This is a genomic window from Salinisphaera sp. Q1T1-3 (assembly GCF_003602005.1).
Classification (GTDB): Bacteria; Pseudomonadota; Gammaproteobacteria; order Nevskiales; family Salinisphaeraceae; genus Salinisphaera.
The window spans coordinates 79,016-102,083 of record NZ_QZWD01000012.1; the positions used below are offsets into that span (position 1 = coordinate 79,016).

Here is a 23,068-nt window from a genome sequence, read left to right on the forward strand (position 1 = left end):
TCAGGCAGCCTCGCTGGATTCGGTGAGTACGTCCGTCAGAGCGTCGGCATAGGCCTGCAGATCCTCGCCGGTCTTGGTTTCGGTCGCGCAGACGAGCACGCAATCGTCCATGCCCTCGTAGAACCGCCCCAGGTCGACGCCACCGAAGATGTCGCGCGCGGCCAGTGCCTCGAGCACATCCTGCGCGCGGCCCGGCACGCGCAGGGCGCACTCGTGGAAGAACACGGCGTCGTGCACACGCTCGACGCCGTCGATCGCGGTCAGGCGCGAGACCAGATCGCGCGTGGTCGCGGCACAGGTCGATGCGACATTCTCCAGCCCGGTCGCACCCAGCAGGCTCATGTGAATCGTGGCGGCCGTGACCAGCAGACCCTGGTTGGTGCAGATATTGGACGTGGCCTTGGAGCGGCGGATGTGCTGTTCGCGCGGCTGAAGCGTGAGCACGTAGCCGTCGCGTCCGTCGAGATCGGTGGTGCGGCCCACCACGCGACCGGGCATCTGACGCACGTGCTTCTTGCGACAGCACAGGATGCCGAAATACGGCCCGCCGCCGGCCATCGGTGCGCCCAGCGGCTGCCCCTCACCGACCACGATATCGACGCCCTCACCGTGCCCCCACTGGCCGGGGGCCTTCAATAGCGCCAGCGACAACGGGTTGACCACACCGATGGCCAGCGCGTCATGGTTCTGTGCCCAGTCGGTCAGCGCATCGACATCCTCGAGCACGCCGAAGAAATTCGGCTGCGGGATGACCAGCGCCGTCACATCCTCATCGGCCCAAGCCGCCAGCGCGTCACGATCGATCCGGCCGCTCGTCGCCTCCGCGGGGATGGTCTCGAACACGATCTGCTGGTTTGCGCAGATGTTATGAGCAACCTGCCGATAGAACGGATGCACGCTCTCCGGCATGAGAATCCGCGCGGACTTGGACTTGCGATTGGCGCGCACGGCCATCAGCACGGCTTCGGCCAGCGCCGAGGCCCCGTCGTAGAGCGAGGCGTTGGCCACGTCCATGCCGGTCAGCCCGGTCATCATCGACTGATATTCGTAGACGACCTGCAGCGTGCCCTGACTGGCCTCGGGCTGATACGGCGTGTACGCGCTGTAGAACTCACCGCGCGTGGTGATCTCCCAGACCGCGGCGGGCACATGGTGCTCATAGGCGCCGGCGCCGATGAAGCACAGGCCGCCGGAATCGCGCTGGGCCCGCGCCTGCATCAGACGCGTGATCGCCTGCTCGGAGGCACGGGTCGGCACGGCGGAAATATCGACATCGCGCAGGCTGGTATCGATTTCGGAGAACAGCTCGTCGATCGAGCCGGCACCGATGGTCGCCAGCATCTGCTTGATATCGTCTTCGGTGTGCGGAATGAACGGCATGGCGTAGTACGTCTGCGTTGGCAAATCATGCCGGAGCGAGGACGCCCCGGCGCGAAGCGATCAGTCCTGCTCGGCTTCCACGATCTCGCCATAGGCCTCGGCATCCAGCAGGTCAGCCAGATGCTCGGGGTCGACGATCGACATCTTGAACAGCCAGCCCTGGCCGAACGGATCCTCGTTCACGCGCTCGGGCGATTCCTCGAGGTCTTCGTTGATCTCGACGATCTCGCCCTCGACCGGCGCATAGATATCGGAGGCAGCCTTGACCGATTCCACGACCGCCACCGCGTCACCCGCCGCGAACTTGCTGCCGGCCTCGGGCAGTTCCACGAAGACCAGATCGCCGAGCGAGCCCTGGGCGTATTCGGTGATGCCGATGGTGATCGTGCCGTCGCCGTCGTTGGACACCCATTCGTGGGTCTTGGTATAGGACAGATCCTTCGGGATTTCGCTCATGGTCTTGCTTCCTCTGATAACGCGGGTTGTTTGCGTCGGTCTCGCGGGTCGTCGCCGAACGACTCCTGCGGACAGGTCGGCCGCCTGAGGCAGCCGGCATACGCTCAGTCGAGCGCAATACGAATCTTGCCGTGACGAACGAAGGGATAGGACACGATATGCGCAGCCCGCCACTTGCCGCGCAGTGAGACTTCGACAGCCCCTTCCCAATCGACCGGCACCCGGGCCAGGCCGATCGAGCGCTGGACGGTCGGGCCGAAGCTACCGCTCGTGACCTCGCCGCCTGTCGACTCCTCGGCCCCGGCTTCGTCACCGGCCCGGCGCACGGCCGCGCCTTCACGGATCACACCGCGTGCATCGAGCACGAGCCCAACGAGCTTGTGTGCGTTGCCGGCGTCGCGCGCCATTTCCAATGCATCACGACCGACGAAATCTCGCGCGGCGGGCTCGAAGGCCACGGTCCAGCCCAGCCCCGAGGCCAGGGGCGTCACATCCTCGTCCATCTCGTGGCCGTAGAGATTGAGCCCGGCTTCCAGGCGCAACGTATCGCGCGCGCCGAGACCGATGGGCTGCACACCGGCAGCAGCGAGCGCCTGCCAGGTATCCACGGCCTCTGCGGCCGGCAGCACGATCTCGAATCCGTCCTCGCCGGTATAGCCGGTCCGTCCGATCGACCAGTTGCCGACCGCCAGGGCTCGAAACGGCGCCAGATCCATGACCTCGTCCTCGGCCGCCCCCAGTACGGCCCGGCATTTTTCGCGTGCCTCGGGGCCCTGCACCGCGATGATCGACGAATCCTCGAATTCGGTCACCGTGACCTCGTAATCGCTGGCCAGGCTGTGCAGCCAGCCGAGATCCTTGTCCGCGGTCGCGGCGTTGACCACGATGCGATACCACGTCTCGCCGAGGTGATAGACGATCAGATCGTCGATGACGCCGCCGCGCGTGTTGAGCATGCAGGTATACAGCGCGCGCCCGACGGTATCGATCTTGGCGACGTCGTTGGCCAGCACATGGCGCAGGAAATCGCGCGCGTCCGCGCCTTCGACGTCGACCGGTCGCATGTGCGAGACATCGAACATGCCGGCGGACTCACGCACCGCATTGTGCTCAGCGATCTGCGAGCCGTAGTTGATCGGCATGTCCCAGCCGGCGAAATCCACCAGCTTGGCGCCGGCGGTCTTGTGTTCGTCGTGAAGCGGCGTGTGCTTGCCCATGCGATCGACTCTCGTTGCGGTGGCGGCGCGACGGCATTGCAATGAACCGCGCTCCTGAATCCGCCGCCCCTCTGTCCTGGCACCTGAGAGATTAGCCCCGTCGGTGAATCGCGTCCCGCGATTGCTCTCCAGAGTCGACCGTGGCTGCTTCACGCAGCCGACACGCAGTCCATGGGCCTGAGCGTTTCCGGGCGGGAATTGCGCCTTCGGCGGCGACGGTCCGAGCCCGTCGCGCTCTCCCACGCGTCTTGCGATCGTGGCACGACTATACCGGGCGTACCCGGCCACGCCAAGCCACGGCGCGGCCCTGGGGCCCGGCGCACGCCGTCTCAGCGCAGCAAACGCGCGCCGCTGTCCGACAGGCCAACGGCCTGATGCAACATGATCTGGCGCACCGGCGATAGTGCCGACGCACCGGAGATCGCCAGCCCGCGCAGGCGCCGCAGCACCGGGTTGGCACTGCCGTAGAGCCGTTTCAGTCCGTCGGTCGCCGCCAGCATGGCCAGATTGTCGCTCATGCGGGCGCGCTGATATCGCCGCAGATACGTCAGCGCCCCGGCATCAGCTCCGGCCTCGCGCCCGGTTTCCAGGGCTTCGACCAGCTCGGCCACATCCAGCAGCCCGAGGTTCACGCCCTGACCCGCCATCGGGTGGACGACATGGGCTGCGTCGCCGATGAGGGCCACTCTGGGCTCGACATAGCGCTCTGCGTGCATCAGCTTGAGCGGAAACGCCGCCCGGGTATCCATGCGCTCGATACGCCCGAGCACCCCGCCGCTGGCCTCGGTCAGCCGTGCACAGAAGGCATCGTGATCCAGATCGGCCAGCTCGGCGGCCAGTGCATCATCGGCGTGCCAGGCCAGCGAACAACGACCGTCCGAGAGCGGCAGAAAAGCCACGGGCCCGGTCTCGGTGAAACGTTGCCAGGCGATATGCTGATGATGTCGTTCGGTAGTCACGGCCCCCACCGTGCAACGCTGATCATAGGACCAGCCAGTGGTGCCGATGCCCACGGCATCGCGAACCGCCGAATTCGCCCCCTCGGCGCCGACCACCAGCGACGCCGTGACCTCGGTTTCGTCGTCGAGATGCAGGGTAACGAATGCCTCGTGGATATCCAGACCGGCAAGCATGGCCGGACAGAACACGTCCACCGTATCGAGCGCCTGCCAGGCCGCATCAACGACCAGTCCGTTCTCGACGATATGGCCGAGTTCCGGCAGCCCGATCGCGGTGTGCTCGAGAAACAGACGTGCTTCATGCCCGGCGTCCCAGACTTTCATCCCGGTGAAGGCACAGATGCGCGAATCGGCCACGCGCGCCCACAGGCCCAGGTTATCCAGCAGACGCCGCGGGCCCGGCGCGATCGCCGACTGGCGCAGATCGAAATCCGCCGCCGGGTCGAACGCGGCCGGCGCCTTGGCCTCGACCAGCGCGACATCGAAACCGGCCTGCCCGAGGGCGACGGCCGCCACGGCCCCCACCATGCCACCGCCGACGATGGCCACGTCGTATCGCGCGTTTCTTTTCATCGTGTCTGTCTCGATTGGGCGCCCTGCAACGACGCGGCGCGCGGCATGTCCTCGAGCAGCGCCAGCCCCATGCTGCGGCGTGCCATGTCAGCTCGCACACCGGGCGCCAGCGACAGACCGAACAGGCCGGCGCCACGGACATGGCCGAGCAACGGGATTCGATTGGAGAACAACCGCACGATGCCATCGGTGAAATTCGCGACCCGGTGCTGGTCCGGGCGTCGCTTGTCCGCCCAGCCGGCCAGCACATCGGCCGCGCCCGGGTCGAACGCCGCGCCGCGAAGCTGTTGCTGTTCGGTCAGAGTGGCGGCCAGCGCCAGGGCATCCCGGATCGACAGATTGAACCCCTGGGCGGCCGCCGGATGCAACGCATGACCGGCGTTGCCGATCAATGCCGCACGATGCGCGACGGCTCGATCGGCCAGGACGCGCGACAACGGATACGCACCGCGCGGACCGGCAAGACGCAACCGACCGAGCCTGTGGCCAAACGCGGCATTGATCTCGTGTGTGAAACGCTCGTCGGCGGTCTCGCACAACGCCTGGGCCCGCGCCGTCGGTACCGCCCAGACCGCGGCACAGGTATCGGGCGTGCGCGGCAGAATCGCCAACGGCCCGTCGGGCAGGAAACGCTCGTAGGCCCGGCCGCCGTGCGCCCGCTCCGGCTCGACGATGGTGATGATCGCCGACTGTTCGTAATCGTCGACCTGGGCGCCGATACCCAGCGCCCGGCGGACCGCCGAGTGCGTACCGTCGGCCCCGATCACGAGCCGGGTGTCCAGCGTGCGCGATGTCTCGCCCGCCGCCAGCTGCAGCGTGACCGTCCCGTCGTTCGTGACCAGCGATTCGAAGCGGGCCGGCGCGATCACGTCCACGTGATGAAGCTCGGCCAGCCTGGCCCGCAGGGCCTCGATCATCGTCACGTTGGGCACGACATAGCCGAGCGCCGGCAAACCGTATTCACTCGCAGCCACGGTCACGCGGCCGAAATGACCGGCCTGGGAGACGTGCAGATCGGTGATCGCCGCGGCATCGTCGGCCATGGCGCCCCATAGCCCGAGGTCGTCGAACATCGCCCGCGTGCCCCAGGCCAGCGCGGTAGTACGGGCACGCATGTTGTCGTCGGTCGGCGCATCGAAGGCCGCTGCCTCGATCAGGGCGATCGACAACCCGCTGTCGGCCAGCGCACAGGCCAGGCTGGCCCCGGCCAGACCGCCGCCGACAACGGCGATGTCATAGGGCGCGCTCACGAGCGCGCGTTCGAGGCCATCAGTGCCTCGATCCGGTCCGGCGTCTTCGGCACATCGCCCGTGAGCACCTCCGGTCCGTCGTCGGTGATGACCACGTCATCCTCGACACGAATGCCGATGCCCCAGTAGGCCTCGTCGATGCCTTCGCTGCCCGGCGGCACGTAGAGCCCGGGCTCGATGGTCAACACCATGCCGGCAGCAAGCGGGCGCCATTCACCATCTTTCTTGTAGGCCCCGACATCGTGCACGTCCATGCCCAGCCAATGGCTGGTACCGTGCATGAAGAACGGCTTGTAACGTTCGTTCTCGATCACGGTCTGGCGATCACCGGTCACGAAACCCAACGCGATCAGGCCATCGACCAGAACCGCGAGCGCAGCCTGGTGCGGCGCGCTGGCCGGTGCGCCGACCGTACAGGCCGCGATACCGGCCTCGTTGGCCGCGAGCACGATATCGTAGAGTCGGCGCTGCACGTCCGAGAAGCGACCGTTGGCCGGGAACGTGCGGGTGATATCGCCGGCGTAGCCGCGATACTCGGCGCCGGAATCGATGAGCACGAGATCCCCGTCGGCCAGCGGCGCGGCATTCTCGATGTAATGGAGGATACAGCCGTTGGCCCCGGCGCCGACGATCGTCGGATAGGCCCAGTGCATGCCGGCCAGGCCGTAGACGTAATGCAGCGTGGCCTCGAGCTGATATTCCATGACGCCCGGCTCTGCCGCCTGCATCGCGGCGATGTGGCCGGCGGCTGATGTGGCCGCGGCCTGGCGCATCAGCGCGATCTCGTCGGCGTCCTTGATCAGACGCATCTCGTGGACAACGCTGTTGAGTGAAACGATCGTTTCCGGCGGCTCCGCATGGCGACCTCGCGCGCGCAGACCGTTGAGCCGTGCCAGCAGCTGTGTCTCGAATTCCGGGTTGATGCCCTGCGTGGTATAGAGCGTCTTGCGGCGCGCCAGCAGATCGCCGATGCGTGCCTCGAATTCATCGATCGGAAAGGCCGCGTCCGCGCCGTACTCCCGCGCGACACCTTCGGTGCCGGCCCGCTTGCCGATCCAGGTCTCGGCCGCCGGATCCCGCTCGCGACAGAACACGATGTACTCTCCGATCTCGGCGCCCGGCGCCAGGACCGCAATTGCCGAGGGCTCGACGAAGCCGGTGAGATAGCGGAAGTCGCTGTTCGCCCGGTACGGATAGTCCACGTCGTTGTTGCGATTGCGCTCGGGCGTGGCCGCCAGCACGGCGATGCCGTCACGGCCCAGCACAGCGGCGAGTGCGGCCCGGCGACGTGCCGGGCCGGCCAGATCATCGGCGTGGTCTAGATGCGATACGTCGGAAATCAATGGAGCGTCTCTCGGGTTTCGGGACCTTCACGCTTCGGCTGACATTCCAGAAAGATCATCTGGACGCCGACGCGCACGTATTCGACCAGTTCGGCATAATCCGTCTCGGCTGACTCGTCGTCCTGGTCGGCCGACAGCTCTGCCTTGGACAGTTCGGTCAGATCGGAGACGACCTCGCGGATTTCGGCGGACAACCGGGCCGGGTTGAAGTCACCGAAAAAGCTCAAGCCGTAGAGGAAACCGCCGCACCATCGGGCGAGTGCCGCGACCCGCGTCTCAAGCGGCGTCTCGTCATCCGGCAGCAAGGGCCGGAACGACAGATCGGGATCGAACAGGCCTTCCAGCGTGATCTCGCGCAGCGCATCGAGCGCGGAGGTCAGCGACGGGGCCGTCACGTCGTCGACAGCTGCAGCCGGCGCCGCTTCGTTATCCATGCAGAGCATGCCGGTGAGCGTGCCGTGCGTCTCGCCGGGCGTCTGCACCGAGCCGGCCTGCGTGAGGCCGGTCTTCAGGGCAGCAAAAATATCGGTTTGGCTCATGGGGCTCTTGTGGATCGCAGGCCCCGCAGACCGAGGCCTTGGATGTATTGTCGGTACGTGTCGGCGTCTCGCCGCGTCGAGCGAGGCGCGACACGTCGATTCCCTGCAGTGTAGCCCAGCCGACCAAGCGCGAGACAGGCCCGGCCGGGACGATCGCGTCTACGGCCTCGATGCGTGTCGATATCGGCGCCGGATCAGCACCACGCCGACGGACAGGCCGAGCAGCATCAGCCAGATCGGGTCGAAACGCGCCTGCGGGTCGAGAGTACAGCCCCCGCCGCCGCCGCCGTCGTTGTCGTTGTCGTCATCGCCGCTCGAGAGGTTGTCCGGATCGCCGCGCGACCAGTCGTCGGCGTCGGCGACGAAGCCACCGGCCACGTCACCGGCCAGGGGCGGCGTCTCGATGTCTGGACAGCGCGCCCCCCCGGCCAGCCGCCAGCCGAGATCCTGGAGCGCGCAGGCCGCCATGCCGATGCCGGACAACACGCTCGTGTCCGGCGACTCGTAGGGCGCCATGATCTGGTCCGGCGACAGCGTGCTCGCCCAGTGCGAGATCGAGCTGCCCTCGACCAGAGGCGACGGCGCGAACATCTCAACGCGCCCTTGATTGAGCCCGGCCGAGAGATAACCGTATGCGGCGTTGCTGGTCGTCGCCGAATCCCAGACCACGTCCGGACCGTGTGTGAGCGAGGCTGCGCGCTGGTCGTCGCTGAGCCGGGGCCAGCGGGGCTGGCCGTCCAGCGAGAGATCCTGGATGAAGGTACTGAAGACATCCGGATAGCGCGCGCCGTCCGGCAACAAGGGAAACTGGCCCGGCCGCGCATCATCGCGTGCGGTGAGCGCGACCAGCGACTCAAAGCCCAGGCCGTGGATGATTTCGTGCACGGCGGTGGCCACGAAATCAAGCTGGTCGGCACCGGGCTTGCCGTCGAGGCCGTAATACCAGCGCGTACCCTGGAGACAGCTGTCGCGACCGGCATCCAACCGCGAATTGAACATCAGCTGGATGTCGGGCGTGGTACGGCGATCGGCGAGTCGGCGACCCGCCAGAGCATTGGCCAGCGCCAACGGATAGAGCACATCGGCCTGCGGCGCATCGCGGAAGCCATAGACATAGTTCGTCGGCCCGCCGTAACCCAGCGTGGCCGAATTCCGGCGGCAGGACAGATCGCTGTCGTTGCGCGTGTCGAAGGTGGCCTCGATATTGATCGGTACCGGGCTGGATAGCCGGCTCAGCACGATGCTGGCGGCATAGGTCAGCGCATTGCGTCGCTGGGCGCCAAGCGTTTTGGCATCGTTGCCACCGACCGGCGAGACGCTGCGCGTGCTGTCGAATCCGCGCATTGTGCCGACGTCCGGACTCGTGATGTTGAAATCCGCTGCCGCCGCGCCGGTGGCCAGCCCCAACAGACCGATCGCCAGCGCGATACGGCTTCCCCCTCGCCTCATTGTTCATCCCTCGGAGCGGCGCGGACCGCTCTATCTTGATTTTCGTGGGCGGACTCGGCCCGCCTTGCAATGGCCGCTCGACATGACCGGCCACCGGCCGTTCATCTCGGCCGGCTGCGTGTGGATGCCGGCGTCAGTCGCCGGATTGCGCACCGCCGGCGCGACAAAGCGCTTTGCGATCGGCCTCGTCAGACCCATCGCCGGCATGGCCCATGCGCAGGCTGCCATCGGGGCAATGCACGACGGTTTCGGCTGCACCGCCACCCGGCGCCACCGACAGCATCTTCGTGCCGTCCTCGGTCTGCCAGGCCTTGTAGGGCGAATCGCCATCGTTCGTGCGCGTGGCGCGCTGCGCGGATCCGTGGGCCTCGCCGGGCGCGTCGATCACGTCGCCGGTCGCCGGATCGAGATAGATCCGCTGCTGGCTGGCCTGCCCCTCGGCATGTGCACATCCGACCATCAGCAGCCCGAGCGCCGCTGCGGCCATGCCGAGCCATCGATAGCCTTGTCGCTGCATCACGGGCCTCGCTCCGATTGTCCGTTCGTAACGTACGTCTTATAGCACGGACTGCGCCCTCGACCGGCGCGGCACGCGTATCATGAACGCCACGTCTTTATCGAATCACGATGCCATGACGGCCCTGCACTGGCGAGACCTGCTCGAACGAATGATCGCTCATCGCACGATCAGCAGCGACGACCCGGCGCTGGACTGCGGTAATCGGACCGCGGTCGAATCGCTGGCCGACCAACTGGCCGACGCCGGTTTCACTTGTCGTCTCACGCCGCTGCCCGGACGTGATGACAAGGTCAATCTGGTTGCGACGCTGGGCGGCGACGAATACGAGAGATCGCCCGGCGGGCTGGCCCTGGCCGGTCATATCGATACGGTGCCCTACGATATCGATGGCTGGACGAGCGATCCGTTCCGCTTGACCGAACGCGACGGCCGACTCTACGGGTTGGGCACCACCGACATGAAAGGTTTCATCGCGCTGGCCGCGGCCACAGCCGGCGAATATGCGACAACGCCCCTGGCCGCGCCGTTGTCGATCGTGGTCTCGGCCGACGAGGAATGCGGCATGGACGGCGCCCGTCTGCTTGCCGAGACGGCCGCCCCGGCGCGCTTCTGTGTGATCGGCGAGCCGACCTCGCTCGTGCCGATTCGCCAGCACAAGGGTATCTTCATGGAGACCATCGAAACGCTGGGTGCCGCCGGCCATTCGAGCAATCCGGCGCATGGCGCGAATGCGATCGAAGCCATGCATCAGGCGCTCGGCGCGGTGCTCTCGTTTCGTGATGCGCTGCGCGCACGAGGTGAGGCGGCCGGCTTTCCAGTGGCCCATAGCACGCTCAACGCCGGCGCGATCCGCGGCGGCGACGCGGCCAACCGTATTCCGGCGCGCTGCCGTCTGGACATCGATCTGCGTTTTCTGCCTGGCATGGCAATCGACGAGCTACGCGACGAACTGCGCTCGCGCGTGAACCGCGCCTTGGCCGGCAGCGACTGTCAGGTCCGTTTCACACCGCTGTTTCCCGGCACACCGGCGTTCGAGACACCGGCCGATTCGCCGATCGTCGCCGCCTGCGAAACACTGACCGGGCAGACCGCCGCGGCGGTCGATTTCGCCACCGAAGGCGCCTTCTACAACGCCATGGGCATGGAAAGCATCGTCCTCGGGCCCGGCGACATCGCACTCGCGCACCAGCCGGACGAATATCTGGCGCTCGACCGCATCCCCCCGACGCAGCGAATATTGCACGGGCTCATCGATCGATTCTGTCGCAACCCGGTATGATCGGCGGCTGGCCGAAACGATCCGGCCGCCGCACCGCCGTTTTTCGCACCCACTGATATTGCCATGGCCTGGACACCCGCGCCCGCTACGGATTCCGACGATACCGGCCTGGTGGCCGCCCTGCGTGCCTCGGCCCCCTACGTGCACGCCCATCGGGGCCGGACGTTCGTCATCCATATCCCGGGCGAGGCCGCCGCCTCACCGCGCTTCGCCGACCTGATCTACGACATCGCCCTGCTGCACAGCCTGGGCGTGCGTCTGGTCCTGGTGGCCGGCGCCCGCCCCCAGATCGATGCCGCGCTTGCTGCCGACGATGTCCCCACCCGCTTCATCGAGGGCGTGCGTGTCACCGATTCGGCGGCCCTGGCCTGCGTGCGCCAGTCGGTCGGCAGCCTGTTGATGACGCTGGAGGCGCATCTGTCGACCAGCCTGGCGAGCACGCCGATGGGCGGCGCGCGCATTGCCACGGTCTCCGGCAATCTCGTCACCGCCCGACCGGTCGGCGTGGCCGGCGGCGTCGATCACGGCCATACCGGTGAGGTCCGTCGGATCGACACGGCCAGCCTGAACGCGCATCTGGCGCGCGGCCATATCGTGCTGCTTTCGTGCATCGGTTATTCGCCGTCCGGCGAGATCTTCAATCTCGTCGCCGAGGACGTGGCGGCGGCCAGTGCCACGGCGCTGGCCGCCGACAAGTTCGTGCTGCTGCACCCCGGTGCGGCCATGCACGCCCGTTTCAGCGATACCGCCCCCGGCCTGTCGATCGAAGCCGCGCGGCGCCTGCTCGCCACGGACGATGACCGGCTCTCGGGCGCCGACCGTGCGCGCCTGGCGGCCGCCATTGCTGCCTGCCAGGCCGGCGTTGATCGCACCCATCTGGTCTCGTTCGAAACCGACGGCGCGCTGCTGCGCGAGCTGTATTCGCGCGACGGCATCGGCACCATGGTCGCCGCCGATTCCTACGATGCCCTGCGCACGGCCAATCCGGAGGATCTGGGCGGCGTACTGGCCCTGATCGAACCGCTGGCCGCGGCCGGATTGCTGGTACCACGCTCGCGCGAGGCCATCGAGCTGGACATCGGCCATTACATCGTCATGGCCCGCGACGGGCTGATCACGGCCTGTTGTGCGTTGATTCCCTACGCCGACGAGGCGATCGGTGAGCTGGCGTGCGTGGCCGTGCACCCGTCCTATCGCGGTCAGCATCGTGCCGGCGCCCTGCTCGGCGAGGCCGAGCGACGGGCCCGGGCGGCCGGGCTCGACCGGCTGTTCGTGCTGACCACCAAGGCCCCGCACTGGTTCATTGAACACGGATTCTCGGCCGCGACGATCGAGGATCTGCCGCTGGCCAAGCGCGCGCTCTACAACTACCAGCGCAATTCGACCGTCTTCATCAAACCGCTCGCTGACAACGCCTGAGCCATGGCACGTGCCCGACACATCCCACGCGTCCACCTGCCCGAGCCCCTGGCCGTCGGCCAGCGGGTGCCCCTGCCCGACGACAAACGTCATCATCTGGCCACCGTACTGCGTCTGCGCGCGGGTGATCCGCTCATCTTGTTCAACGATACCGACTGCGAATTCACGGCCACGCTCGTCCACGCCGATCGCAAGCGGGCCGAGATCGAGATCACTGCCGCCGAGACACCGGGGCGCGAATCCCCCCTGGATGTCACGCTGGTCCAGGCGATCGCCCGCGGTGATCGCATGGATTTCGCCCTTGCCAAGGCGGTCGAGCTGGGTGTGACCCGTATCCAGCCGGTGTTCACCGCGCGCGGCCAGGTCAAGCTGGCCGGCGAGCGGCTGGCCAAGAAACAGGTTCACTGGCAGCGGGTCGTGGTTTCGGCCGCGGAGCAGTCCGGCCGACTCGTCTGCCCGTGCGTGGATACCGCCGCCGACCTGGCCGAGGTGCTCGATCTGCCGATGCACGTCGAACGCGCGTTGATGCTGGCCCCGGACGCCGGGCAGCCGCTATCCGCGCACGGGCGATGCACCCGGGCGGCCCTGCTGATCGGCCCCGAATCCGGCCTGGCCGACGACGAGATCGTCCGCGCCGCGGCCGCCGGCTGGCAAGGCATCACGCTCGGGCCGCGCGTGCTGCGCACCGAGACGGCCGGCATGGCCGCGCTGGCCGCGCTCCAGACGCAGTGGGGCGATCTTGTCGTCTGATAAGCGCTCCGCCCCGCGGCGGGCGCCGGCACTCTCGTGCCGATGCACGACAAGGCCTACCATGCGCGACAATATGCAAGCATCGGCGGCAGCGACCGCCAAGGGATGACGGTTATGGGCTATTCGCTCGGCGTGGTGATGGATCCGATCGAGGACATCACCCCCTATAAGGACACCACTCTGGCCCTGTTGCTGGAAGCACAGCGGCGTGGCTACACGATCCATTACTTCACCATGAGCGATCTGTTCGTCGCCGACGGCGTCGGCTACGGCACCACACGCCCCATTGCGGTCGCCGACGACAACGATCACTGGTTCGATTACACCGGCGAGTCGCACACGATCCCATTGTCGGCGCTGGACGTGATCCTCATGCGCAAGGACCCGCCCTTCGACACCGAATACATCTATGCGACCTATATCCTCGAGCTGGCCGAAAACGAAGGCACGCTGGTGGTCAACCGCTGCGATGCACTGCGCGATGTCAACGAAAAGATGGCGATCAATCGTTTCGCTCATCTGTGCGGGCCGACGCTGGTCGCCCGTCGTGCCGATGCCTTCAAGCGCTTCATCGCCGAACACAAGGACGTGGTCCTCAAACCGCTTGACGGCATGGGCGGCTCGCGCATCTTCCGGGTCACCGAAGGCAACGACAACACGAGCGTGATTCTCGAAGTGCTGACCGAGCACGGCAGCAACTATGCGATGGCCCAGGCCTATCTGCCGGCGATCACCGACGGCGACAAGCGCGTGCTGCTGGTCGACGGCGAGCCGGTCGGCTATGCGCTGGCGCGGGTGCCTGCCCAGGGCGAGCTGCGCGGCAATCTGGCGGCCGGCGGGCGCGGCGTCGGCCGCGAACTGACCGAGGACGATCTGCGTATCGCGCGCGAAGTCGGGCCCTACGTACGTGACAAGGGCCTGTTGTTCGTCGGCCTGGACGTGATTGGCGACAAACTGACCGAGATCAACGTCACCAGCCCGACCTGCGTGCGCGAACTCGAGGCGCAGTTCGACATCAACATCGCGGCGCAGCTCTTCGAGGCCATCGAGAAACGTCTGCCCGGCCCGGCCGGCTGACGCCGGTAGCCGGCGTGCGGGCATCCCGTCAGTCGATGCCCGCCGCACCGGCCGCCTCGGTCGCGTCTTTTTTCAGCGGTTCGCGACCGATGTAGTGTTCGAAGGCGATCGGCGCCGATAGACAACCCTCCGGAATGGCGAATGCCTCGCAGTAACCCAGCGCGTCCGGACGGATCTCGCCGAGCAATCGGATTCGCAGCTTGCGCAGCGCCTTGGTCTTGGCCGGGGCGAAATAGCCGTTTTCAAGATACCAGCCGCCATCCTCGACGAGCGTGTCGATCACGGCGAGCTGGCGCATGCGCTCCAGCGCGTCCCGAACCGGGCCTTCCGGCTGGCTGGCAACCGCACTCGCGAAACAGCTTGCGATGTGATGATCCATCTCGGCGCGGGCATAGGCCATGAGATGATCCTGAATCGCGGTGAACGCGATGTATGGATCCATGCCGTCGGTGATGCGCTTGCGTAGCCGACGCGCGGCCGAGACCAGCAGGTTGTGAGCACGAAGCGCCAGGACCTCGAGATGAAAATCGGCGCTGCGCAGATGGGCCTCGTCGGTACGCCGGCCCGTGACCGGATTGAGCTCCTTGAACTGATCGCGCGCCTGTCGGGCAAGCTCGCGGGCGACGGTCATCACCAGATTCTGCTCGAAACCCCGGGCGTAGCGGGCCAGCCGATTCTTGGCCAGCAGGTTCAGCAGCACGATGTTATCGCCCTCGAAAGTCGCAAAGACATCGATGTCGCGCCGGATCGTGGCGATCTGGTTCTCGGACAGGAATCCGAGGCCACCGCAGCATTCGCGTGCCTGCTGACTGGCGTCGATCGCATGCCAAGAGGCCATCGCCTTGAGACCGGCCGCGAGTGTCTCGACCTCGCGCGCCGTCTCCTCGGTCCGGTGCTTGAACCGATCGATCAGATCCTCGACGGCGAAATGCAGCGCATAGGTATGCGCGAGCTTCGGAAACAGGCGCATCTGATGCGTGACGTAATCGAGCACGCACAGCTCGCCGCCATCCGCACCGCCGAACTGACGCCGCAGCGCGCCATAGCGGGTCGCGATCGACAACGCTTTCTTCGCCGCGGTCACGCAGGCCGAAGCGACACTGATGCGACCGCCGACCAGCGTACCGAGCGTGACGAAGAAGCGTTTGTTGTCGCTGGCGATCGGACTTTCGTAGGTCCCGTCCGGCGCGACCTGACCGTAGCGATCCAGCAGGTTCTCACGTGGGATGCGCACGTGGTCGAAATAGAGTCGCCCGTTGTCCACGCCGTTGAGGCCCATCTTCGGGCCGCAGTCCTCGATGCGCACGCCCGGCATCGGCCGTCCGGCGGCATCGCGAATCGGCACCACGAACGCATGTACGCCAAAACTCTCGCCGGCGGTACGTAGCTGAGCGAACACGGTCACCGCATGACCGTCACGTGCGGCGTTGCCGATCCATTCCTTGCGGGCCGAAAGACTCGGCGTATCGACCACGAACTCCCCGGCTTCGGCATCGTAGGTGGCCGTGGTCTCGAGCTCCTGGACGTTCGAGCCGTGCCCGGATTCGGTCATCGCGAAACCACCGAGCAGATCGAGCGAGGCGATATCGGGCAGATAACGCTGGTGGTGCGTCTCATTGCCGAGAAACATGATGCTGCCGCCGAACAGCCCGTATTGCACGCCGAACTTGACCACGAGCGACAGATCGAACATCGCCAGTGCGGTGAACACATGGATGAAGCCGGCCATGTCGCCACGCCCGCCCACGCTTTCCGGCAGCGCTTCCAGCGCCATCCCGCGATGGGCGGCGATATGCTGAAGCCAGCCCAGGACACGCGCACGCTGCTGTTCACCGGTTTCGTCGTAGGCAAAGGCAAACACATCGTCGGCCAGCACCGCACGAACATCCGCCCACTGGCCTGCATAGTCGCCTTCGAGCACGGCCTGGACCGCGCGCGGATTGAATCCGGTCGGCGACTCGTCGAACGTCATGCACACCGGCGCGCCGGCGTCCTGAAAGATCTCCGCCGAGACGCCGACGCCGCTGATGCCGCGCTCGCGCGCATAGGCCGCCACGGCTGGTGCAATCCCCGAACCGGCGCCTTCGGCCGTCTCCAGGCGAGCACTCAGATCCGCCAGCGACCCCTGTCGGTGCGCCACACGCTCGCGAATACAGCGTCGCAGGCGCGACATCTCGCGCGGGCCCGGGGCGCTGCCGGGATCGAGCCATGCATCCAGCACCCTACGATCAGCCGCGTCGAGCGTCGGGATCCCGTCGGCGATCTCGCGGATGCGTTCGCCTTCGGAAACCACGAGCTCGCCGTCGGCCCAGGCGACGTAGAGTACGGGCATCAAGGGCGCCAGGCTGTCGCGGCTGGCCAGCGCGTTCATGCGTTCGGTCACGATGTCTCCTGCGCGCGCGTCGGACTTCTGTCGTTGTAACAGACAATCGACGGCCGCGGGCAGACCGTTCGGCACGACGGTTCCGGGTCGCCCCAGTTGCCCGGCCTTGCCGCGGCGCACCGAACGACGGCTGCTACACTCGGCGACCCACTTGATTCATGCCCCGTTCAAAGGAATCCTCTTGGCCACGATAATCGTCTTTTCGCTGATCATCGGCATCGTATCGACGCTGGTTCTGGATATCTGGGCACAGATCCAGCAACGCGTGGCGGGCGTACCGGCACCGGATTGGGGCACGGCCGGGCGCTGGGTACGCGGGCTGAGCCGCGGCGAATGGGTGCTGCGGGATGGCACCGCGGCGCCGAGTGCGACCGACCGGACCGTCGGGTGGCTGTTCCACTACGGCGTCGGCATCGTCTACGGCTTTTTCCTGTTTCTCATCGCTGGCGCGGCGTTTGCGGTGCATCCGACGCTCATACCGCCGCTGATCGTGGGCGTGATCATTGCCACGCTGGCCGGCCTGTTCATCTTTCTGCCGGGGCTGGGCGCCGGCGTGGCCGGCGCCGGGCTGGCGGATCAGAAGACCGCGATCCGCAACATGCTGATCGGCCATCTGATCTTCGCAGTGGCGCAATATCTGACGGCCGTCTGTCTGGCCGCGATCGTCTTCTAGGGCCTGTTGAGGTTTCCTTCGAGCGCCTTTTCGTCGAGAGACCGCAGTGTGTCCGGCAAGACGCGAGCCTTGATCGTGGCGTGCCACGATCAAGGCTCGCAACGCCGCCGGACGGGATTCGCGGCCCAACCCGAAGGGACAAGCGCCCCAAAATCAAAAACACGACGGCAATCCGGCGTTGTCGTTCGCTAGGCCAGAATGACGGCCGTACGCACCCGATGCCTTGATCTTGCAAAAAAACGAGCGCCGGCGCGGCGCACGCAAGACGTATTAACAAGCCCTGGGGCGCGTCGTCAGGACAAAGCGCGCCGCATTGCCCCCGCGGGGTGTCGCAGCATGGCGCTGCCGGCGGGAATAACCCGGGGAGCCAAGGGCGGCCAAGCGCCGGCAAGCCGGCGTTATCGCGCGTTCACCTAGCGCCTCTACCAGGCCGCACTCGCGATGGCCTGTGGTGCCGCCGTCCGGGGTCCGCCGGGGCGCGGCTGCCGATCGGCTGACGACACGTCCCCGGCCCTCTTGCGCGTCGCGGCCCCGGCCCGCCTGCGCGGTCCGAGGCCGGGCTCGATCACTGCTTCTTCGGCAAGGCGTAGACGACCACCTGATCGCCGACCTGATCCTTGAGGATCGTGTTGCCACCGGCCACGAAGGCCACGTATTCCCGGCCCTTGTATTCATACACCGCCGGATTGGCCACCGCCGGCGCCTCGGCCTGATCGGACCAGAGTTCCTTGCCCGTGGCCAGCGAGTACGCCCGTACCTTGGCATCCATCGATGCGCCAATGAAGATCACCCCGCCGGCCGTGACCGCCGGCCCGCCGATCGTGGGCGACCCCCAGCTTTCCGGCATGAAGAAACCGTACTGTTGCGACGCACCGACCGGATGCCGCCACTTGACGTCACCGGTGTGCATGTCGATCGCCACGATCTCGCCGTAGGGCGGTTTCCAGCACGGCATGCCGAGCCAGTTCCGCGCGACCTTCAGGCGCATGCCGTACGGCGCACCGGTCTGGGGCGAAAACCCGGACTCGTTGCCCGAGCTCTTGTTCGCCTTGTCGTAGGCAGCCCGATCGTAGAGCTTGATGTACTGCACGATGCGCGAGGTGTTGACGATCGCGGTCTCACTGGCCGGATCGAAGGCGACACCGCCCCACTGGACCGCCCCGGCACTGTCGGGGAAGGCCATCGTCCCTTCGCCACGGGTGGTCGGCGGCGTGTACATGCCGCGGTATTCGAGCTTGTTCCAGAGACGCGAGCACTGACCGCCGCCGACAATATCGGCGAGCTTCCAGACATCGGGCTTTTTCGACTGGTCGAGCAGCGGCGCCGGCTTGGTGGGAAACGGCTGAGTCGGCGCGAGCTTCTCGCCCTTGACCGAGCCGTCACCGCCGGGCACCGGGCGTTCCTCGATCGGCCAGACATCCTTGCCGGTCTTGCGATTGACCACGAACAGAAAGCCCATCTTCGTGGCCTGGACCAACGCCGGAATCTTCTTGCCGTCGACGGTGATATCCATCAGCGTCGGCGCGGCGTTGATGTCGTAGTCCCAGACATCGTGATGAACCCATTGACGCGACCAGACCACCTTTCCGGTCTCGATGTCGAGCGCGGTCGTCGAAGTCGCCAGCGGGGCCTTCTCGGTCCGGTTGCCGCCCCAGTAGTTCGGCGACGGCGAGGAGACCGGCAGATAGACCAGACCGAGCTTCGGATCGGCGGACATCTGAGTCCACACGTTGGCCGTGCCGCTCTTTTCGCGCATTTCGTCGGACAGGGCCTGGAAGGTCCACTCGCGCTTGCCGGTACGGGCATTGATCGACCAGATCGTGCCCGGCGGGGCCTGCTCGAACGCCCAGTCCTTGCCGGCCCAGCCGAGCAGCAGATGGTCGCCGACCACGGTCGGCGGCTGCAGCAGCGACAACGGCCACTTGTCGTGCGTGGTGTTCCACTGATTCACGTCGAGCACGCCGTTGTCGGCGAAACCCTGACATTTCTTGCCGGTATCGGCATCGATCGCGAACAGCCGGGCATCCATCGTGCCCATGTAGACGATCTTCTGACAGGGCTTGCCGGGCACCGGATCATCCGCGGCCCAATAGGCGACGCCGCGATTCTTCAGCACCGGCTGCGTGAGCGCCTTTTTCGGCGTATGCGTATCGAACGACCATTTCTTCTTGCCGGTCGCCGGATCCAGGGCGATCAGCCGATAGAACGGCGTGCCGATGTAGAGCGTGTCGTTGGCGAACACCGGCGTGGCCGACCAGACCGTGGCCGGCACATCCCCGCTGCCGTCCGACACGTCGCCGGTATGGTAGCTCCAGACTTTTTCCAGCTGGCCGACGTTGTCGGCGGTGATCTGTTTCAGCGGACTGTATTTCTGGGCGTTGAGCTGACCGTGGAAACTATTCCAGACCGGCTGGTCGGTATTGATCGAGCTGCCGACGGCATCGGCGCTGTCATTGCCGGCCGCGATCACTGGCGCGCTCGCGCCGACGAGCGCGGCGGCCACGGCGAGATGTCGGAAACGGCGGACGAGAGAAGCGTGACGTTGCGTCATGATTTCAGACTCCCTGGGCCCGGGCGGGCGAGCACATGTCGATGATCAGGCCGATCAGCCCGACGCCCATCGCGATACAGAGCCACCACTCGTGCAGCAGCGCCGCGGCAAAGGCGTTGCCGGCGAGCGCGATGAGAATCAGCACGCGCCAGGCGATGCGGCCGCCGCCGGCCGACAACGCCATCAGCACGAGCGCCATGACGATGAGCAGTGCGCTGACGCCGATCACGAGCAGTGCGCCGAGGGTGCCGGTCACACCGGTCAACGGCGCCAGATAGGCGTACAACGCGATGATCAGACCGGCGAGCGCGCTGAGACCCAGCACGACGGCGCCCAGTCTGGACGGTTTTATGGCTTGCGGCATGGTCGAAACTCCCTGACGACCGTTCTGGATCGAGCCGAACTCCCCCGGCCCGGATAGCGGCACGGCGCGGTGTGGACCCAACCACGCATTTGCCGTTCGTTGTATGGCTAATGTTAAACCACTGTGATATGGCCCGCGACCGTCGATTATCGTCCTCGGACATAAAGAATGACGGTGGCGACGGGGCGACGGGGCGACGTCGCTAGGGTCTGTCGTCGTGAGACAAGGCCTCGCACCGGTGGGCGCGCCATGCGGTATTGCAGGCCTTGACCGTGGGGCCCGATCAGCGAAACGCGGCGTGGCGCCCCCGACGGGGCCACCCGAAGGGCCGGCGATGACGCCCGTTTGTCTGCGCCGGACACGGCACTTCAGCGGGATCAACCGCCAGACGGGCTGGCGGCGGGTGCTATTGTCTGCATGATTCAACCATTCCAGGAAGCTTCCCGCATGGCCCGCACATCGCACGCCTCGAGCCCGGCGCGTTCGAATCCGACCCGGTATCGCTGGGTCGTCGTCGCGCTGCTGTTCGCGATCATCGTCATCAATTACATCGATCGTTCCGCGATTTCCTATGCCATCGGGCCGATGGCGCGCGATCTCGGCTTCGATGACGCCCAGCGCGGTCTGGTACTCGGGGCATTCGGCATCGGATATGCGCTGACGACGTTTCTGGGCGGCATCCTGGTCGACCGTTTCGGCGCCCGTATCGTGCTGGCGTTCTCGGTGGCCCTGTGGGTGGTCTCGATCGGCGTGACCGGCCTCGTGCAAGGCTTCGCGCTGGCACTGGTCGCCCGGGCGGCACTGGGTCTCGCCGAAGGCCCGATGTTCCCCGGCATGACAGGGGCGATCAGCCGCTGGCTGTCGCCGCGCGAGCGCGGCAAGGCCATGGGATCGTCGTTGACCGCTGTGCCGGTCTCGCTGGCCATCGGCGCGCCGATCATCTCCACGCTGATCGCGGCCTTCGGCTGGCGCGGCACATTCTACGTGCTGGCGCTGATCAGTTTCCTATGGCTGCCGCTGTGGTGGTTCCTGTTTCGTGACGAACCGCGCCAGTCGCGCTTCGTCAACGCCGGAGAACTGGCCCGCATCGCTGATCGAGAATCGGCGGACGAGGCCGGCACCGCCGGCGCGAATCGTCGTCGCCGGCCTGCCCGCAGCGACGGCGCGATACATTCGTCCTGGAAACGTCTGGCGACCAATCCGACCCTGCTGGCCAATTACTGGGCGTTCTTCGTGTTCGGCTATTTCCTGTTCTTCTTCATGACGTGGCTGCCCGGCTATCTCGAGTCGCTGTTCCATCTCAGCGTCAAGCAGATCGGCTGGTTCTCGGTCGTGCCTTGGGCCGCGGCCGCCGTTGTCCTGTTCTGTCTGGGCCATGTCTCGGACGCGCTGCTGGCGCGCACGCACCGTCTGCGCGTGGCACGGACCTATCTCATCGCGGGCACGCAGGCTGTCGCGGCCATCGCCATCGTGCCCGTGGCCTTCTCGCCCAGTCTGACGCTGTCGCTGGTCCTGATCACGATCGCACTGGCGGCCTCGATGGGCGCCAATTCGGCTTATTACGCGATCAACGTCGACATCGCCCCGGACCGATCGGCCACGGCACTGGGCGTGATGGACTTCGGATTCGCCATCGCCGGCTTTCTGGCCCCGGCCGTCACCGGCTGGGTGGTCGGCCGGCAGGACAGCTTCGCCGAGGCTTTCATCGTGCTGGCCGCACTGGCGGCCTCGTCGGTAGTGCTGACACTGCTGTTTCACCGACCGGACGCCCACGCGATCGATCATCCCTATCCTGAATCGGCCTCCCACTGAGCCGAGACCGCCGGGCGGCGTGGCCCGCCCGGCGGCCGCTCAGGCATGATGGGCATCCGCCCATGACTGCCCCCGGCCCGATTCAATGCGCCGTGACGAATTCACACGACGAGACGGCGCATCCGTCTGGCCGCGCGACATCCCTGCGACCGGGTGGTGGTCGATCCTGCGCAGCGTGATGCGGGCCCTGGCCCGTCACGAAGTCAGCGTGGATGCCGCGGCGATTTCTTTCCTTGCCCTGTTCGCGATCTTCTCGGCGATTTCTGCCTTCGTGGCGTTCTATGGCCTGTTCGCCGATCCGGGCGTGGTGGTTGCGGACATGCGTGCCCTGTCCGGCTTCGTGCCGGCCGATGTGGTCGTCAATCTCATCGGCCAGATGCACGACGTGGCCACCCGTGCGACACGCACGCTCTGGGTGGCCGGTTTCTTCAGTGCGATCATTGCGCTGTGGTGCGCCCAACAGGGCGTAGGCGCGCTGATGATCGCCTTCAACGCGGCCTATGAACGACGGCCGGACGTCGGCACCTGGGGTCATGTCCTGCGCTCGCTCGGTCTGGCGCTGGCCGTGATCGCCGGGTTGCTGCTCGTTTCGATGCTGGCGATCGGGGCGCCGGTCATTGCCCAGTCGCTCGGCAAACCGATCTGGTTCTCGGAAATGGCCCGGGCGATCGGCATGACCCTCGGCGGCCTGGTCCTGTTCTTCGGACTGGCGTTGCTGTATCGGTTCATTCCGGATCGCACGCACCCGCCGCGCTGGCGCTGGGTGCGGCTGAGCGCCGGCGTGGTCGTGCTGTTCTGGGCCATTGCCTCGATACTGTTCTCGGTCTTTCTGGCTTATTCGGATTCCTATACCGCGGTCTATGGTTCCCTGTCCGGCGTGGTGCTGTTGCTGACGCTGACCTACGTCACCGTGGTCACCGTTCTGATGGGAGCCGAATTCAACGCCCAGCTCGAAGCCGAGGCGCGGGACCGCGACCACGCGGGCGACGACGACGCACCGGCCTGATCGCCCCGGTGTCGCGGGCCGATTGATGGACGTACCGGCTTGCGGCGACGCGAAAACCGCCCGAAACG

19 protein-coding genes and 2 riboswitches are annotated in these 23,068 nt (G+C 66.5%); of the genes, 7 read left to right on the forward strand and 12 right to left on the reverse strand.

Translation table 11 applies throughout. The features are described from left to right. The 9 genes from gcvPA to D3260_RS12115 all read right to left on the reverse strand — a co-directional run bounded on the left by gcvPA (window position 1) and on the right by D3260_RS12115 (window position 9,686). Window positions 1-1,380: an aminomethyl-transferring glycine dehydrogenase subunit GcvPA gene (gene gcvPA / locus D3260_RS12075; RefSeq protein ID WP_120098857.1), complete on the reverse strand. Its 1,380-nt coding sequence runs from the start codon at window positions 1,378-1,380 to the stop codon at window positions 1-3. A 60-nt stretch (window positions 1,381-1,440) separates the two neighbouring features. Beyond that, window positions 1,441-1,836, reverse strand: coding sequence for a glycine cleavage system protein GcvH (gene gcvH, locus D3260_RS12080; RefSeq protein ID WP_120098858.1), 396 nt, complete (start codon window positions 1,834-1,836; stop codon window positions 1,441-1,443). 104 nt (window positions 1,837-1,940) lie between these two features. Next, a complete protein-coding gene (gene gcvT, locus D3260_RS12085) occupies window positions 1,941-3,053 on the reverse strand; it encodes a glycine cleavage system aminomethyltransferase GcvT (RefSeq protein ID WP_120098859.1) in 1,113 nt (370 codons plus the stop codon). 61 nt (window positions 3,054-3,114) lie between these two features. Beyond that, window positions 3,115-3,195: riboswitch (glycine riboswitch) on the reverse strand. Between the two features lie 13 nt (window positions 3,196-3,208). Next, window positions 3,209-3,305, reverse strand: a riboswitch (glycine riboswitch). A gap of 77 nt (window positions 3,306-3,382) precedes the next feature. Continuing rightward, window positions 3,383-4,585 carry a UbiH/UbiF/VisC/COQ6 family ubiquinone biosynthesis hydroxylase gene (locus D3260_RS12090; RefSeq protein WP_120098860.1) on the reverse strand — a complete coding sequence of 401 codons (1,203 nt, stop codon included), beginning with the start codon at window positions 4,583-4,585 and terminating at the stop codon, window positions 3,383-3,385. Next, entirely contained in the window at window positions 4,582-5,835 is a 1,254-nt protein-coding gene (gene ubiH, locus D3260_RS12095) for a 2-octaprenyl-6-methoxyphenyl hydroxylase (RefSeq protein ID WP_120098861.1), read from the reverse strand. The genes D3260_RS12090 and ubiH overlap by 4 nt, the downstream gene beginning before the upstream one ends. Continuing rightward, window positions 5,832-7,178: an aminopeptidase P N-terminal domain-containing protein gene (locus D3260_RS12100; protein ID WP_233544056.1), complete on the reverse strand. Its 1,347-nt coding sequence runs from the start codon at window positions 7,176-7,178 to the stop codon at window positions 5,832-5,834. Before D3260_RS12100 ends, ubiH begins: the two co-directional genes overlap by 4 nt. Beyond that, entirely contained in the window at window positions 7,175-7,717 is a 543-nt protein-coding gene (locus D3260_RS12105; protein ID WP_120098862.1) for a UPF0149 family protein, read from the reverse strand. Before D3260_RS12105 ends, D3260_RS12100 begins: the two co-directional genes overlap by 4 nt. A 159-nt stretch (window positions 7,718-7,876) precedes the next feature. Then, the gene (locus tag D3260_RS12110) at window positions 7,877-9,166 is read right to left on the reverse strand and encodes a JDVT-CTERM domain-containing protein (RefSeq protein ID WP_120098863.1); all 1,290 of its coding nucleotides are present in this window, start codon (window positions 9,164-9,166) and stop codon (window positions 7,877-7,879) included. Between the two features lie 133 nt (window positions 9,167-9,299). Further along, on the reverse strand, window positions 9,300-9,686 hold the full coding sequence (locus tag D3260_RS12115) for a hypothetical protein (protein ID WP_147418185.1): 387 nt from the start codon (window positions 9,684-9,686) through the stop codon (window positions 9,300-9,302). Between the two features lie 79 nt (window positions 9,687-9,765). Here D3260_RS12115 and argE point away from each other — a divergent pair, with 79 nt between their 5' ends. From argE to gshB, 4 genes are all read left to right on the forward strand, one after another. Continuing rightward, window positions 9,766-10,965, forward strand: a complete 1,200-nt coding sequence (gene argE, locus D3260_RS12120; protein WP_199671490.1) for an acetylornithine deacetylase — start codon at window positions 9,766-9,768, stop codon at window positions 10,963-10,965. A gap of 63 nt (window positions 10,966-11,028) precedes the next feature. Then, entirely contained in the window at window positions 11,029-12,384 is a 1,356-nt protein-coding gene (gene argA, locus D3260_RS12125; RefSeq protein WP_120098866.1) for an amino-acid N-acetyltransferase, read from the forward strand. A 3-nt stretch (window positions 12,385-12,387) separates the two neighbouring features. Next, complete coding sequence (locus D3260_RS12130) at window positions 12,388-13,134, forward strand: 16S rRNA (uracil(1498)-N(3))-methyltransferase (protein WP_120098867.1); 747 nt, start codon at window positions 12,388-12,390, stop codon at window positions 13,132-13,134. A gap of 114 nt (window positions 13,135-13,248) precedes the next feature. After that, entirely contained in the window at window positions 13,249-14,211 is a 963-nt protein-coding gene (gshB, locus tag D3260_RS12135) for a glutathione synthase (RefSeq protein WP_120098903.1), read from the forward strand. A gap of 28 nt (window positions 14,212-14,239) precedes the next feature. Here the strand turns inward: gshB and D3260_RS12140 are convergent, their stop codons facing one another. Then, window positions 14,240-16,594 carry an acyl-CoA dehydrogenase gene (locus tag D3260_RS12140; RefSeq protein ID WP_233544057.1) on the reverse strand — a complete coding sequence of 785 codons (2,355 nt, stop codon included), beginning with the start codon at window positions 16,592-16,594 and terminating at the stop codon, window positions 14,240-14,242. A gap of 181 nt (window positions 16,595-16,775) precedes the next feature. On the opposite strand from D3260_RS12140, the gene D3260_RS12145 reads away from it, so the two are divergent. Next, entirely contained in the window at window positions 16,776-17,267 is a 492-nt protein-coding gene (locus D3260_RS12145) for a DUF2938 family protein (RefSeq protein ID WP_158583521.1), read from the forward strand. A gap of 565 nt (window positions 17,268-17,832) precedes the next feature. On the opposite strand, the gene D3260_RS12150 is transcribed toward D3260_RS12145, so the two are convergent. Together D3260_RS12150 and D3260_RS12155 are read right to left on the reverse strand one after the other, a co-directional pair. Continuing rightward, window positions 17,833-19,818 (reverse strand): pyrroloquinoline quinone-dependent dehydrogenase, encoded by a 1,986-nt coding sequence (locus D3260_RS12150; RefSeq protein ID WP_120098870.1) that lies wholly within the window; start codon window positions 19,816-19,818, stop codon window positions 17,833-17,835. Between the two features lie 4 nt (window positions 19,819-19,822). Then, window positions 19,823-20,182 carry a hypothetical protein gene (locus D3260_RS12155; protein WP_120098871.1) on the reverse strand — a complete coding sequence of 120 codons (360 nt, stop codon included), beginning with the start codon at window positions 20,180-20,182 and terminating at the stop codon, window positions 19,823-19,825. A gap of 447 nt (window positions 20,183-20,629) precedes the next feature. Here D3260_RS12155 and D3260_RS12160 point away from each other — a divergent pair, with 447 nt between their 5' ends. Both D3260_RS12160 and D3260_RS12165 read left to right on the forward strand, forming a co-directional pair. Beyond that, the gene (locus tag D3260_RS12160; protein ID WP_120098872.1) at window positions 20,630-21,994 is read left to right on the forward strand and encodes an MFS transporter; all 1,365 of its coding nucleotides are present in this window, start codon (window positions 20,630-20,632) and stop codon (window positions 21,992-21,994) included. Between the two features lie 85 nt (window positions 21,995-22,079). Beyond that, window positions 22,080-23,000, forward strand: coding sequence for a YihY/virulence factor BrkB family protein (locus D3260_RS12165; protein ID WP_120098873.1), 921 nt, complete (start codon window positions 22,080-22,082; stop codon window positions 22,998-23,000). Window positions 23,001-23,068 lie beyond the last annotated feature (68 nt).